The 14,103-nt window shown below is 58.7% G+C and carries 11 protein-coding genes; 6 read left to right on the top strand and 5 right to left on the bottom strand.

Translation table 11 applies throughout. The features are described 5' to 3' along the window. The 3 genes from CRD13_RS02145 (at position 1) to CRD13_RS02135 (ending at position 3,831) form a co-directional block, all read left to right on the top strand. The gene (locus tag CRD13_RS02145; RefSeq protein WP_069358816.1) at positions 1-1,125 is read left to right on the top strand and encodes an ABC transporter substrate-binding protein; all 1,125 of its coding nucleotides are present in this window, start codon (positions 1-3) and stop codon (positions 1,123-1,125) included. A 53-nt stretch (positions 1,126-1,178) separates the two neighbouring features. Next, on the top strand, positions 1,179-2,210 hold the full coding sequence (locus tag CRD13_RS02140; protein WP_038628534.1) for an ATP-dependent 6-phosphofructokinase: 1,032 nt from the start codon (positions 1,179-1,181) through the stop codon (positions 2,208-2,210). A gap of 157 nt (positions 2,211-2,367) precedes the next feature. Then, positions 2,368-3,831 (top strand): hypothetical protein, encoded by a 1,464-nt coding sequence (locus CRD13_RS02135; protein ID WP_070429320.1) that lies wholly within the window; start codon positions 2,368-2,370, stop codon positions 3,829-3,831. A gap of 26 nt (positions 3,832-3,857) precedes the next feature. Here CRD13_RS02135 and CRD13_RS02130 read toward each other — a convergent pair whose 3' ends face one another. Beyond that, on the bottom strand, positions 3,858-4,691 hold the full coding sequence (locus CRD13_RS02130) for a class I SAM-dependent methyltransferase (protein WP_187401205.1): 834 nt from the start codon (positions 4,689-4,691) through the stop codon (positions 3,858-3,860). Between the two features lie 53 nt (positions 4,692-4,744). Between CRD13_RS02130 and gatB the strand changes: the two genes are divergently transcribed. After that, positions 4,745-6,253: an Asp-tRNA(Asn)/Glu-tRNA(Gln) amidotransferase subunit GatB gene (gene gatB / locus CRD13_RS02125; RefSeq protein WP_016422487.1), complete on the top strand. Its 1,509-nt coding sequence runs from the start codon at positions 4,745-4,747 to the stop codon at positions 6,251-6,253. 12 nt (positions 6,254-6,265) lie between these two features. Here gatB and CRD13_RS02120 read toward each other — a convergent pair whose 3' ends face one another. Then, positions 6,266-7,342 carry a glucose dehydrogenase gene (locus CRD13_RS02120; RefSeq protein ID WP_224433177.1) on the bottom strand — a complete coding sequence of 359 codons (1,077 nt, stop codon included), beginning with the start codon at positions 7,340-7,342 and terminating at the stop codon, positions 6,266-6,268. Between the two features lie 76 nt (positions 7,343-7,418). On the opposite strand from CRD13_RS02120, the gene CRD13_RS02115 reads away from it, so the two are divergent. Together CRD13_RS02115 and CRD13_RS02110 are read left to right on the top strand one after the other, a co-directional pair. Further along, entirely contained in the window at positions 7,419-8,792 is a 1,374-nt protein-coding gene (locus CRD13_RS02115; RefSeq protein WP_224784010.1) for a DoxX family membrane protein, read from the top strand. A 75-nt stretch (positions 8,793-8,867) separates the two neighbouring features. Beyond that, on the top strand, positions 8,868-9,752 hold the full coding sequence (locus tag CRD13_RS02110; protein ID WP_241482424.1) for a hypothetical protein: 885 nt from the start codon (positions 8,868-8,870) through the stop codon (positions 9,750-9,752). Between the two features lie 15 nt (positions 9,753-9,767). On the opposite strand, the gene ilvD is transcribed toward CRD13_RS02110, so the two are convergent. From ilvD to CRD13_RS02095, 3 genes are all read right to left on the bottom strand, one after another. Further along, entirely contained in the window at positions 9,768-11,612 is a 1,845-nt protein-coding gene (ilvD, locus tag CRD13_RS02105; protein WP_070429318.1) for a dihydroxy-acid dehydratase, read from the bottom strand. A gap of 134 nt (positions 11,613-11,746) precedes the next feature. After that, a complete protein-coding gene (locus CRD13_RS02100) occupies positions 11,747-12,265 on the bottom strand; it encodes a PH domain-containing protein (protein WP_049190118.1) in 519 nt (172 codons plus the stop codon). Between the two features lie 57 nt (positions 12,266-12,322). After that, on the bottom strand, positions 12,323-13,978 hold the full coding sequence (locus tag CRD13_RS02095; RefSeq protein WP_049190143.1) for a mechanosensitive ion channel family protein: 1,656 nt from the start codon (positions 13,976-13,978) through the stop codon (positions 12,323-12,325). Positions 13,979-14,103: the final 125 nt, after the last annotated feature.

The raw sequence follows: 14,103 nt of genomic DNA, 5'->3' as shown, positions 1-14,103 counted from the left end.
TTGAATAACGCACATGCTTTCCGACGTCCCCTTCGTGCCTCAGCAGCTGGTATCGCTGTGGCTGCTCTGGCATTCGGAGCCGCCGCCTGTGGCTCTGATGAGGGAACGCAGGCCTCGTCGTCAGGCCTTACCCTCACCAACTGCGGTGAAGAAGTCAACTACCCGGGTGTAGCTAAAAAGCTGCTGATTAATGACGGCAATATTGCTTCGCTGGCGCTGGCTGTCGGTGCTGCGGATGAGATCACAGCGGTGAGCTCTATGGCCTCGCATCTGCCGGTGTTGACCGCAGCTTATGGCGATGCAATTGCGCAGAAGCCAGAAGTTGCGAAGGAATACCCGAATCTGGAGCAGGTCATTGCGGCCGAACCGGATGTGATGCTGGCGGGCTGGGGCTATGGCTTTAGTGAAGACAAGGGCATTACCCCGGAATCGCTTTCCGAGCACGGTATCGGTGCCTACACCCTGACGGAATCTTGTCGTACTGGTGACGCAGCCTCGGCGGGCAAGGAAGGCAGTGGCGACCCGGGGCATACTCGTGGTCTGGTGGATCCGTGGGAAGCTGTCAAAATTGATTTGAAGAATATCGCTACCTTGACCGGACACGACGGTGAGGGCGACAAGGTTATTGCAGATATTGATAACCGACTGCAAGCCCTGGATGCCGCGCCAAAGGGAGATAAGAAGCCAGTGGGCTTCCTCTTTGATTCTGTCGGTGAAGCACTATTTACCTCGGGTTCCTTTGGCGCACCGCAGGGCATCCTGGAAAAGGCCGGTGCAATCAATGCGACCGAGTCGATTAAGGACACTTGGACTACGACCTCCTGGGAGCATGTCGCGGAGATGAATCCTGACTTCATCGCGCTTGTGGACTACCCAGGTCAGACCTTCGAAGAGAAAATCAAGGTTTTGCGCACGAATCCGGCAACGAAGGATCTCGAGGCGGTCAAGGAGAACCGCTTTATTAACCTGCCGATTGCATTGTGGACGGAGTCTCCGCTGAACGTCGATGCCGCAGAGTACGTGCGCAAGGCGCTCGAGGAATATGGTCTTGTGCCGGCGTCGGAGGTGACGACGAAGATGGAGCTACCGTCTGAGCTACCAGGGCAGGAGTACCTGCAGAAGTAGTTTCGACCAAGGCCGTCAAGCACGAACTGACTAACGCGACTAAGGTGGGCATCATGCGAATTGCGACCCTTACCTCCGGTGGAGATTGTCCCGGTCTGAATGCCGTTATCCGTGCAATTGTCCGTACCAGCTCGAGCGAGTACGGCTCAACCGTCGTCGGTTTTGAGGACGGTTGGATTGGTCTTATGGAAGACCGTAGGGTCCAGCTTTACGACGATGAGCGGATTGACCGTATGCTGCTGCGTGGCGGCACGATGCTGGGCACCGGCCGCGTGCATCCGGACATTCTCATGTCTAACCTCGACCGCATCAAGGAAAATCTCTCTGATGCGGGCATCGATGCCCTGATCCCAATCGGTGGCGAAGGTACGCTGAAGGCCGGCAAGTGGCTTTCGGACAATGGGGTGCCGGTCGTCGGTGTTCCGAAGACTATTGATAATGACGTCAACGGTACGGACTACACCTTCGGTTTCGACACGGCTGTGGCTGTTGCCACCGACGCGGTTGACCGTCTGCACACCACTGCGGAATCCCACCAGCGCGTCATGATTGTTGAGGTCATGGGTCGACACGTGGGCTGGATCGCTTTGCATGCGGGTATGGCCGGCGGTGCTCACCACATTGTCATTCCGGAAAAGCCATTCGACATCAACGAGATTGTGAAGTCGATGGAGCGCCGTTTCCAGATGGGTGAGAAGTACGGCATTATCGTCGTCGCTGAGGGCGCCACCCCGAAGCCGGGCACCATGGAGTACGAAGAGGGCGGTGTCGACCAGTTCGGCCACCAAACCTTCAACGGCATTGGTCAGGTTATTGGTGCGGAGATTAAGAAGCGCACCGGGTACGACGTTCGCACCACGGTGCTGGGTCACATTCAGCGTGGCGGTACGCCGACTGCGTACGACCGCGTGCTTGCTACCCGCTACGGTGTCCACGCCACCCGAGCAGTACACGAGGGGGACTTCGGCAAGATCGTCGCTCTGCACGGTGAGAACATCGAGCGTATCGACATCGACGATGCGGTTGCTGAGTTGAAGGTTGTGCCGGATGGCCGTTACCGCGCAGCTGCTGCGCTGTTTGGTTAAACGCGTCGGTTAAGCACGCGTTGCTAAACATTTAGGCACATCTTCGTAACAAAATAGGCATACTGCCCGAGCTGGTGTATCAATCACCAGCTCGGGCAGTATGCTTTGTAAGGTTCCGGTTTTTGAAAAATAGACTTATATTTAGGATTTTCTCGTTATGTGGAAAAGAGCCACAACAATCGCGATGGCCTTTGTCGGCCTAACTGTCGGTGCCGGATTCGCATCCGGCCAGGAAATGATGCAGTACTTCGTGGCATTTGGCACTAACGGCTTGTGGGGCGTGGTACTTGCCTCCGTCGTGATGATTGCCAGTGGCCTGGCAGTGCTGTCAATTGCCAGCTACTTGCAGGCTGATGAGCACTCCGAGGTCTTCGACGTAATCACCCGCAGTTGGGTTTCGAAGATTTTGGATATCGCCGTGATGATCACGCTGTTCTGTACCGGCTTCGTCATGTTCGCCGGTGCCGGTGCGAACTTGAACCAGCAGTTCGGACTTGAGGTGTGGATCGGCGCCGTCATCATGGTTGCCCTGACTTTGGGTGTAGGCATGCTGGATGCCGACAAGGTCAGCCGCGTGATTGGCATGATCACTCCATTCATTATCGTGTTCCTGCTTGGAGCCGGTATCTACACTTTGTTCACCACCGACACGTCGATGTCGGAGGCCGCGCAGTACACCAATGAACTGTCGACATCGCTGCCACACTGGTCTATTTCTGCCCTGAACTATGTCGGTTTCTGTGTGATGGTGGCCGTATCGATGTCGATTGTCATCGGCGGTAGCTACCTGAACCCGCGTGAAGCTGGCATCGGTGGTCTCATGGGCGGGAGCATCTATGCAGGTCTGCTGACGCTGGTGACCTTTGCCCTCTTCTTCAAGGTCAAGGATGTTGGCCACGAAGATATGCCGACCCTGGCAATCGTCAATGACATCCACCCGGTCCTGGGTACCGTGATGGCAATCATCATCTACGCCATGATTTTTAACACGGCCATTGGCATGTTCTACGCGCTGGGCCGCCGCCTAACACGCAATACCCCGCACCGTTTCCGCCTGGTATTCATCGTGACCGTGCTGATTGGCTTTGGCCTAAGTTTCTTTGGGTTCAAGGCTCTGGTTGGCTCCATTTACCCGGCACTAGGCTATGTCGGTATCGCCCTAATCGTGATTCTGTGCGGTGCGTACCTGGCAGGACGCAACAAGCTGATGGAGGAGTCGAAGCGCCGCGGTCGTATCCGGAAGCTCGCACTCCGGAAGATGCATCCGAACAAGAAGTTCACCACCGCCGATCAGAAGAAGCTCGACCGCGCTTTGGCCAACTCCAACATTTCCAACGTCGATCTTCAGGAGAGCGTCCGCGACGACATCGTCGAGGAACTGGTCAGCGACGATAATGTTGAATTCACCGAGGATGACGCCGAGCGCATCGTAGAAAAGGATAATGAGCGCCTGGAGAAACTTTCCGAAATCGAGGAAGCCTCCGATGATGACAATCCTCGCGAGACCGCGAGGGACTCCTTCCCCGGCGAGGCCACAGCCACTGCGCCGAAGAAGCTTGCCGGACAGACTAAGAATGCATTCAAGCGCGTGGCTCACCCTAAGCCGAAGAAAGAAAAGTAACTAGCGCGACTAGGCAGCTCGAAAATTTAGGCAGCTTGAAAATAGAAGGCATCGCACCGGTAGGGAAGGGCGATGCCTTCTTCGTATGTGTGCCCCAAGTGTTCGTGGAGATACCAATGCAAGTTCGCCTCCACCTTGGCGCGAGTGGCGGGCTTGGAACGAAGCCAATAGGAACGGGTTCGTGCCAGCAGCACGATGTCCTCGATGGTCAGTGTCTGCTCCCAGGCCAGACGCACCTCATCGATTAGCTCCAGCTCCGGGTCAACCTCGGGGTAGAAACCGGGACGCAACACGTCGCCGGCGTGCATTATGCGGCTGAGCCGATGCACCCACGGTACGGAAACATCCAAGGTGTTCCACACCAACATAGCCACGCCATCCGCGCGTAGCACCCGAGTGAGTTCTTTACCTGCAGCTGTCGGGTCCACCCAGTGCCATGTCTGCGCACATGTTGCTACATCGACGCTGTTGGGCTCCAGTCCCGTGCGCTCCGCAGTGCCTTCCAGGCATTCCGCCGCTGGCACATTGTGCATCAGTGCTTGCCGCATCGCGGTGGAGGGATCGAGTGCCAGCAGGGTGGCATCGCGGTAGACGTCGGCAAGCGAGGCGGTGAGCTTTCCAGTGCCGGCGCCGATATCGGCGACTACCTGTGGGTGCGGTGCGAGACGGGTAAGCGCTTCGATGACGGTTGGAGGATATCCGGGGCGCACGCGGTGGTAGCCCGTGGCTCCGTCGGCGCTTTCCTGCAGGTCGTTGTCGAAAGTAGCGCCTGCGCGGTGGCGGTCAGCGGCGTCGCGGAACGTTGGCGTATCGCGTGCTGACGTCGGTGGAATCGGTGGGTGTTCGTTAACTCCGGGCACGACTTATACCCTAGGGCACGCGTGCGGGGCCATCGCTAGTAGACTCTACAAACATGACCGCTGCATACGCTGATGACTTGATGGACTTTGATGAGGTCCTCGAACGTTTTGACCCGGTAATGGGCATGGAGGTTCACGTCGAGCTCTCGACGAATACCAAGATGTTCTCCTCCTCCTCGGCGCACTTTGGTGCCGAGCCGAATAGCAACGTCGATCCCTGCAGCCTCGGCCTACCTGGCGCGCTGCCTGTGGTTAACCGTCAGGGCGTTGAGTGGGCCATCAAGATTGGCCTGGCGCTGAACTGCGAGATTGCTGAGTCCTCCCGCTTCGCGCGCAAGAACTACTTCTACCCGGACCAGCCGAAGAACTACCAGATTTCGCAGTACGACGAACCAATCGCCTACGACGGATATCTTGACGTTCAGCTTGACGACGGCACGGAGTTCCGTGTCGAAATCGAGCGCGCTCACATGGAAGAAGACACCGGCAAGCTGACGCACTTGGGCGGTGCCGATGGTCGTATTCACGGCGCCACGCGTTCGCTGGTGGACTGCAACCGCGCAGGTATTCCGCTGATTGAGATCGTTACTAAGCCAATTCTCGGTGCAGGGGAGCGTGCCCCAGAGGTTGCTCGTGCGTACGTTTCTGCGCTGCGTGACCTGGTGAAGTCCCTCGGTGTCTCCGATGCCCGCATGGACCAGGGCTCGATGCGTGTGGACTCCAACGTTTCCCTGCGCCCAATCGGCCAGGAGGAGTTCGGCACTCGTACCGAGACTAAGAACATCAACTCCCTGAAGTCGGTTGAACAGGCTGTTCGCTACGAGATGCAGCGCCAGGCTGCTGCGATTACTAATGGCGAGGAGATCGTTCAGGAAACCCGCCACTACCAGGAGACCGACGGCACGACCTCCAAGGGCCGCCCGAAGGAATCGCAGTCGGATTACCGCTACTTCAACGACCCGGATCTGCCACCTGTGATTGCGCCGCGTGAGTGGGTGGAGGAAATCCGCGCAACTCTGCCGGAGCTGCCGTGGGTGCGTCGTGCCCGTATTCAGGAAGAGTGGGGTCTGAAGGACGAGGAAATGCGCGACTTGGTTAACGCCGGCGCTCTCGACCTGATTGTCGACACCGTTGAGGCTGGTGCCGGCCCGGCTGAGGCTCGTTCCTGGTGGGTCGCTTACCTGGCACAGAAGGCCAACGAGGCAGGCGTGGAGCTGGCTGAGCTCGCGATTACCCCGGCACAGGTTGCACGTGTGATTGCACTGATTGAAGAGGGCAAGCTGACCAACAAGCTGGCCCGTAAGGCCGTCGACGGCGTGCTCGCAGGCGAGGGCGATGTTGATGAGGTCGTTGCTGCCCGTGGCCTGGAGGTCGTTCGCGACGACGGTGCTATTGAGAAGGCCGTCGACGATGCACTGGCTGCTAACCCGGACATCGTCGAGAAGTACCGAGCTGGCAACAAGAAGGTCGTCGGTGCCATCGTGGGGCAGGTCATGAAGGCCACCCGCGGCAAGGCAGACCCGGCTCAGGTCAACCAGCTGATTGCGAAGAAGCTGAGCTAGCCTCCCTGAAAGCTAATCCGGGGAACCGCCGGCGGCACCATCGCTCGGCAGTCTGACGACGCGTTCGTCGGACTCCGACGGTTGTGCCCCGGCGGTTTTGTTGGTCGTGGCACCCCAAACTTCAATACCCTGATTCGCTGCGACAGCCGCTACATACGAGATGTGGCCGAAGTCGCCGTCGACAAGCACTTCAGGGGAACCCTTGACCTCCCACGCCGCGTCGGGCCCACTTGACTTCGGACCCACCGGCATGGAGATGACCTTCTGCGCGTCTGGGATGGCAATGACCACGCGGTCACCCATCACTGCGCATCCACCGATGGAATCGTTCAGGTCCACACCGCCGAGGGGGTTAATCACAGGGCCGGTGAGCTGAACCAGCTGTGGGGTGCCGTCGAGAATGGCGGTTGCCAACGGCGGCATTCCGTCCGGACCATGGCAGAACTGCTGAAACTCAATGCCTGGATCTCCCACGAGCAATTTGCGCGGGGACAGGGTGTCCGAAGTTCGGTCAAAATAGATTCCGAGAATGCCGGGCTCGCTGAGGTCCGGAAGTTCGCGCACATCAGCGGTGCTGCCCTCCACGAGGGTGACGCGCGCAATGGTGTCGTCGTTACGCAAAACAAAGACCTGACGGTCCTCTTCAACCGAGGGACTGGGCAGCAGTTGTTTTGCAGGGGCGCCGAGCCGTGCGACCTCACGCGGTGTCTTACCCGGTGCGACAACGGTGAGTGCACCGTCGTCGGTGGCGACGAGAGCCTCCCCAGGGCCGGTTGAGGCTAGCGCGGTGGTAAGCGGTAGGCAGGCCGCGAGAGTGACATCGTCGAGGTCGCAGGGACCTTTGTCTTTGGCTTTGCTTTCCGTGGTTGGGACCGGGGTAGAGGGCAAATCAGGGGAGGAAAACTTCGGCATGGCAATGCCCGTCGGCTCTGACTTGTCTTCCGTAAACGGCAACTCAAGCGCGTTCGAGGCACTCATGCAGCCGGAAAGAGAGACCATCCCGATGACACCAGCGGCGAGCGCAGCACGACGACGCCGCCCGCGAGCGCGAGCCTGTGCACTGCTGGTGTGGACGAGGTGGAATCCCATAGGCATACACAATACAGCCTCGTTTCACGGCCACGCCTGCGACCAAAAGTGAGGCAGTAGATTTAATGTGGACGATGTGAGCGACTCAGAGAAGTACCCGAACGACCGCGCCCTCGAGAATGTGGAGGACGGATTCGATGACGATCTCGACGTCCCGACCTACCGCAAGCTCGCTGAGCCAATGAACGAAGAAACCAACCGTGATGACAGCGACAACACCGCAACGCAGGTTTTTCCGGGTGTGCCGGAAAAGCGCGTAGCGGAGGAGTCGGAGGCAGACCAAGAAAACCTGACTCCGGAACCTACCGCTGCATCAGAGACAGTGGCAGAGACAGAGGTTGAGCCGAGCTCGGAACCGGAGCCTGAAGTTCAGGATGAGCCGAAGAAGCGCTACGACGCCTACGCCGCTGCAGGCCGCACGGCACCTCAGGTGATTAGCCCTGCCGGTAAGCCTTCGCCGCGGGATGAACAGGCTGAAACTGAGTCAGCGCCCGCGGCTGATAAAGAGTCGGAGGTGGCCCCGGAGTCGGAGGCAACCGAAATCTTTGAGCAGCCGGCTCGTAGTGAGCGCGTTGATTCAGACGAGGATTTCAGCCAGCCGACGCAAGCCTTCTCGGCTTCTGAAGCGGCAGGAGCGTCCGCAGCGGGAGCTACTGCAAATAAGTCGGAAGCACAGCCAGCATTCGACGATGAGGCGGAGCCGACCTATGACTCTTCACGCAATTCCGCAGCTGAGACTCAGTATTTCGATGAATCGGATTTCGCTGAACCGGCTGCGTCCCGCGATACCGCTGGTGCAGCTGGCGCCGCTGGTGTTGCAGGAGCAGGCGTAGGAGCCGCCGGGGCAACTGCTGCTACGACTACCGCCGCTGCTGACGACGATGAAGACACGGACTTCTACGACGACAACGAACCGGAGTTCCGTCGCGGTACCACTGACTTCGGCCTCCTGCTGCTGCGTCTTGGATTGGGTGCGCTACTGCTGGTCCATGGTCTGACAACGCTGCTCGGCTGGGGCAACTCCGGTGGCACCACTGCGCTGGAGACACAGTTTAGCCAGAACAACTTTGCCCTCGGCCCTGTAATGGCCACTGCCATCCCAACGGTTCAGCTTATCGCGGGTGCCCTGCTTATCTTGGGTCTCGCGACACCGCTGGCCGCGGCGTTGGCGCTGGCATTGTCCGCCTACCTCAGCATGTTTGATGTGGCTACCTCTGCCAATGGTGTGAATATCGTTGGCCAGGACTCCAGTAACCTCCAACTACAGCTGTTGATGACCGCCATGGCGCTTGGCTTGCAGTTCACCGGCCCGGGCCGTATCGGCATCGATTTCGGACGCGGCTGGGCTCGTCGACCACTGGCATCGTCGTGGATCTTCGGAATTCTGTCCATCGCCGCAGCAATTGGCCTGTGGTGGCTGACGACCGGCACGCTGCCGTTTGTTGGCTAAGGCGGCTCGCAGCTGCACAAACAGTCGAGCGACCTAAACTAGGTTCTCCGTTAGGGCCGGGGTACAATGCCCCCTATGCCAAAGTCGAGACACGTACTAAAGACCACCCTCGCGGTGGTCTTTTTCATGTCTTCGATAGGCGCTACAACGTCGATTCACTCACCTTCGACAGCCGCTGCCGGCGAGCACAATGAGGTTGCAGCCTCCGTCTCGTCGGCAAGCGCCTGGCCGACTCATGAGGTGAGTCTGCCGCGCATGAACCTCAACGCCGAAGGGTTGATTGAGACTGACCCGCGCACGCAAATGGCGGTGAGCTACGAGCCGGTGGGCGTGGGGTACAGCAGCCAGGCATCGCAACGCCCGCTGCCGGCGCTATCCCTGATTAAGTTGTATATCGGTCAGTATGTGCTCGAACACGGCACTGCCGACGATGCCGAGCGCGTCGAAAAGATGATTTCGCGTTCCGACGACGATTTGGCCGCCGACTTTTACCGGAAGTACCCGGAATCGGTCGATTCCATTGCGACCGAGTACGGCCTGTTCAACACTTCCGGCGGAGAAAAGTGGGGAGTATCGAGGACCACCGCGGAAGATGTGGTGTCTTTTATTTCCCAGCTTCGTCTGAAGCATCCTAATTCTGAGGTGCTCGAGGCGATGCGACACTGGTCGCCGATTGCTGCCGATGGCTATCGACAGAATTTTGGTCTTGCCGGGCTGCCCGGCTCTGAAGGCGCGAAAATGGGCTGGTCCAACCGGCGTTCGTGGCACTCTTCCGTTGTTTTTGGCCCCGGATATGTAATGGCGGCCATTACCGAGGGCGGCAAATATGCACACACCGAGGACGTCGCTGAGGGGATTGCCGACGTCGAGTACCGGGATTTGGTGAAGCCCACGCAGAAGACTGGGCGCAAAGCCACTCTAGAAACGCCAAAGGCCCGTGCGGTAAGCACAGGCCTTTAAACGGGTTTGATCTAGCTAGTCGACAATGCGGATCGCGCCCTTATCCGCACTGGACGCCATCTTGGCGTATGCGCGCAGCGCCTTGGAGACCTTGCGCGGACGCGGCTTGTGCGGAGTAAATGGCTTATCGCGCTTGAGCTCCTCATCGCGACGAGCGGCCAGCTCCTCGTCGGACACCTGAATCTCAAGGCGTCGTTCAGCGACATCGATGTACACCGGGTCGCCGTTGCGGACGAGACCGATTGCGCCGCCGGCAGCGGCCTCCGGGGAAACGTGGCCGATAGACAGTCCGGAGGAACCCCCGGAGAAGCGACCATCGGTGACCAGTGCACAGACCTTACCCAGGCCAGCGCCCTTGATGAATGCGGTCGGGTGCAGCATCTCCTGCATGCCCGGGCCGCCGGAAGGACCCTCGTAGATGACAAAGAGAACTTCGCCCGGCTGCAAGGTGCGGTTCAAGATGACCGAGACAGCCTCTTCCTGGCTTTCTACGACGCGAGCGGTGCCCTCGAAGTGGAACTGATCCTCGCCGATACCGGCGGTCTTCAGGATAGCGCCGTCCTCGGCGATGTTGCCGCGCAGGACACACAGACCGCCTTCCTTCGTGTAGGCGTGGTCGAAGTCGCGGATGCAGCCATTTTCGGAGTCCGTATCCAGGCTCTCCCAGCGGTTGGATGTGGAGAACGGCTCGGTGGTGCGCACGCCGCCAGGGGCTGCGTGGAACAGTTCAATCGCTTCGTCAGTGGCCTTGCCGCCGCGGATATCCCAGTTGTCCAGGTGCTCCTCCAGAGATGGGGAGTGAACGGAGCGGACATTCATTTGCAGCAGGCCCGCGCGGCGCAGTTCGCCGAGGATGGCTGGAATACCACCGGCGCGGTGGACGTCCTCCATGTAGTAGTCCGAGTTCGGTGCCACCTTGGACAGACAAGGCACGCGGCGGGAAATCGCGTCGATGTCGGAGAGGTCGAAGTCGATCTCGCCCTCCTGGGCGGCAGCGAGAATATGCAGCACCGTGTTGGTGGAACCGCCCATGGCAACGTCGAGCGTCATTGCGTTGACAAACGCGTCGCGGTTGGCGATGTTGCGCGGCAGCACGGACTCGTCACCATCGTGGTAGTAGCTCTTCGCCAGGTCCACAATCAGTTCACCGGCGCGCGTGAACAAATCGCGACGCGCCTGCTGAGTTGCCAGGGTAGAACCGTTACCCGGCAGGGACAGGCCGAGGGCCTCGGTCAGGCAGTTCATCGAGTTTGCAGTGAACATGCCCGAGCACGATCCGCAGGTCGGGCATGCCGAGCGCTCGATGTCGAGCAGGTTCTTGTCATCGACCTTGTCGTTCGCGGATGCAGAAATAGCCGAGACGAGGTCAGAGCCGGGCTTGACGACGCCATCGATAACAATCGACGATCCCGATTCCATCGGCCCGCCGGAAACGAAGACCACCGGGATATTCAGACGCAGAGCCGCATTGAGCATGCCCGGCGTGATCTTGTCACAGTTGGAAATACAGACCAATGCGTCAGCGGTGTGAGCGTTGACCATGTACTCGACAGAGTCAGCAATAATCTCACGGGACGGCAGCGAGTAGAGCATGCCGTCGTGGCCCATCGCAATTCCGTCGTCGACAGCAATGGTGTTGAACTCACGGGGGACGCCACCGGCTGCGGTTACAGCTTCTGCGACGATGTCGCCAACGTCCTTCAGGTGCACGTGACCGGGAACGAACTGAGTGTAAGAGTTGGCAATTGCGATAATCGGCTTGCCGAAGTCGTTATCGGTCATGCCAGTTGCGCGCCATAGCGAACGCGCACCTGCAGCATTACGGCCGGCAGTGGTGACTTTAGAGCGAAGGGGAATCATGGGGGCTGCCCTTCCTAGATAGGGTGCAAGGTAATTAATTATCCATATTAATCACAAAAAGCCCCTAATGTCTCATTTCGTGGTCACTGGTGTCCGCATAATGAGATTTAGGGGCTTTGTGGACTGCTTATATGTTACTCGGCAGAGGCGTCACCTTTAGCCTTGGCATCAGCCTCAACCTCACTGACCTTCTTCATTACGGAGTGGCCATCGCGGTCGAAAACCTCGACCTTGTCATTTTCCGCCATACGAGCCGAAGCGATCGGATCTGGAATCAGACCGCCAGTGGCTTCCTTCAACTCCGGCAGCGAATTAAAAGAGATGGCCGGCAGGGCGATGCGCTCATCTGACTTGGTTACCGCAAAGGCGCGGCCGCCCTTGTTGAAGAAGATGCCCGCAAAATCGCTCCAGGGCACCGAACGGCGCTTGGACAATAGGTACACCGCAGTGATGCCGCGTGGCCCCACGGTGGTGCGTACTCGGAAAATCCAAAGCGTATAAATCAACGGTGCCAGGAAGGTAATGGCCAGCCACGGGGCAAAACCGGTGGCAATTACACACAGCACGAGCATGAACGCAACGATGAACAGATGCGTCTTCTGTGGGCGAAATCGCTGCGTCGCAATTTTTAGCTGTGGAGTCGAGTCAGTCATGGCCTTTGATTGTAGCGGGTGTTTCGGATTGGCTAATGCGCGGTAGGCAGTTGCGGGTTATTGCGTCCCTGCCGAGTTTGGTTCTGCGTTGTTAGTGGAGTCTGTCGACTGTGATCCGCCAGTGTTCTCGTTGTCGGTGTTGCTCTGAGTAGAGTCTGGCTCGGTGGAGGTGGCGGTCGAAGGTGCGCGGTTCTGCGTGCTCTGAGGCTGCTGTGAAGTCTCGGACGGCTGATTCTGTGATGTCTGAGTCTGCTGTGAAGTCTCGGTGGGCTGCACACTCTGTGTGGTGCTAGTCGGCTGCTTCGATGACTGCGGAGCTGACGACTCTTCCGAGTCCTCTTCCTGTGTCGTTACCCGATCGCTCCACCTGCTCGGTGCTAGCCATCCGGATGGGCCGCCCTCGGTCTCGACCGTCATGAGATTCAAAACGCCGAGGACAATTAGGGTTGCCAAGAGCATGATTGTCGAAACGCGAGCACGTCCACCTGCAGAGAGGATTCGCCGGATTTTCTGGCGCGTCGTGAGCGTCTTCCAGTCAGGGTGGCTAACCAGCTTGCGGATGGCGTTGTTGCTTCCGCTGTCCTCTTGCTCGCGTCGAGCATCATCGAGGTCAGCACCCGCATGCGGCAGGTCGGATCGCTCGTTCCCGTCTTGCTTATCGACGGTCTGAGTTTCCATCAGTTTGGTTTCTGCGGTATCCGGCTGGGCAGTAGTGTCCGCTACCGCTTCGACAACTTCGGTTGGAGCGCTGTCGCCGTCGTCAAGCTGTTGTTTTTTCTCTTGCTTAGCATCGGCCTGCCTGAGCTGTTCGATCATCGTGTCATCGCGGACATGACCGGTGATTTCTTCGGCGGGAGCAAACGGGGTCTGTTGGGCGCGCTCGCCGTAGTCATCCCACCAAGTGTCGATGACTGCGGCGCGGATGGCGCGCTCGATGAGCCATTGGTCGCCCGGTTTGCAGTCGACAATCAAGCGCATAGTGACGGTCCACGGCAGGCCCATAACCGTCGGCGGATTGAGCTCCGTGGAGGACTGCAGCTTGATCTCGGAGAGAACTGCATCCTTGACGGAGTCCAGTGCGATGGCACTCTTGGCGGCGGCGACAGTGCGCTCTTCCAGGTCCTTAATGGAGCCACCGGCGGTCATCGGTACGGGAACTTCAACAACAGCACGGGACCACTGTGAGGAGTAGTTGATACACATGCGTGCCTCGGAGTTCGGCACGATGATTTCCTCGCCGTTGAGGGTTCGGATCGTGGTGGCGCGCAATGTCATATTGACTACGTCACCTTGGACAGTGCCCGAAGGGGAGTGAAACTCTACCCAGTCTCCGATGCCGTACTGCTTCTCGGCGATGATGAACAGTCCGCCAAGGAAGTCGGCGATGACTCCCTGTGCGCCAAAACCAACAGCGGCGGAAACAACCGTCGCGGGGATAGCGGCGGCGGTCAGTGAGATTCCGAATTTCGACAGAATCGCGATGATTAAGACGAAGTATGCAATGACTTCGACGATGTAAACCACAGCGCCAATCAGTGCGCGCCGTCCCTTGGACTGCTCCTCTGAAGAGGAGATGTTTCCGTCCGCAATTGCCAGAACGAAACGTCGGATACGGGGAACAAGAATTAGCAGAATGGCCAGACATGCGATGGCAAGGCCGTTATTGGCCACCCATTGCCATGTCCGTAACAACATGTATTGCAAGAATTCCATGCCATCCACCGTAGGTCGTTCGCCTTAATATGCGCTGAGTTTAAAGGTAAAGAATTACGCATAAAGACGAGCTTTGGACTTGGGGCTTGCGGGGCTCGGGCGTGTAGGGCTCGGGTGTGCAGGCT

This window comes from Corynebacterium sp. LK26 (genome assembly GCF_014335085.1).
Taxonomy (GTDB): domain Bacteria; phylum Actinomycetota; class Actinomycetes; order Mycobacteriales; family Mycobacteriaceae; genus Corynebacterium; species Corynebacterium jeikeium_D.
Note: the sequence above shows the minus strand (reverse complement) of the source record. Positions and strands in the feature narration are given on the sequence as shown.

Coding starts and splice junctions, on each gene's coding strand:
- CRD13_RS02120 (WP_224433177.1), bottom strand. CDS start 7,342: ATGGGATTCCACCTCGTCCACACCAGCAGTGCACAGGCTCGCGCTCGC.
- CRD13_RS02135 (WP_070429320.1), top strand. CDS start 2,368: ATGTGGAAAAGAGCCACAACAATCGCGATGGCCTTTGTCGGCCTAACT.
- CRD13_RS02110 (WP_241482424.1), top strand. CDS start 8,868: ATGCCAAAGTCGAGACACGTACTAAAGACCACCCTCGCGGTGGTCTTT.
- ilvD (WP_070429318.1), bottom strand. CDS start 11,612: ATGATTCCCCTTCGCTCTAAAGTCACCACTGCCGGCCGTAATGCTGCA.
- CRD13_RS02100 (WP_049190118.1), bottom strand. CDS start 12,265: ATGACTGACTCGACTCCACAGCTAAAAATTGCGACGCAGCGATTTCGC.
- CRD13_RS02140 (WP_038628534.1), top strand. CDS start 1,179: ATGCGAATTGCGACCCTTACCTCCGGTGGAGATTGTCCCGGTCTGAAT.
- CRD13_RS02095 (WP_049190143.1), bottom strand. CDS start 13,978: ATGGAATTCTTGCAATACATGTTGTTACGGACATGGCAATGGGTGGCC.
- gatB (WP_016422487.1), top strand. CDS start 4,745: ATGACCGCTGCATACGCTGATGACTTGATGGACTTTGATGAGGTCCTC.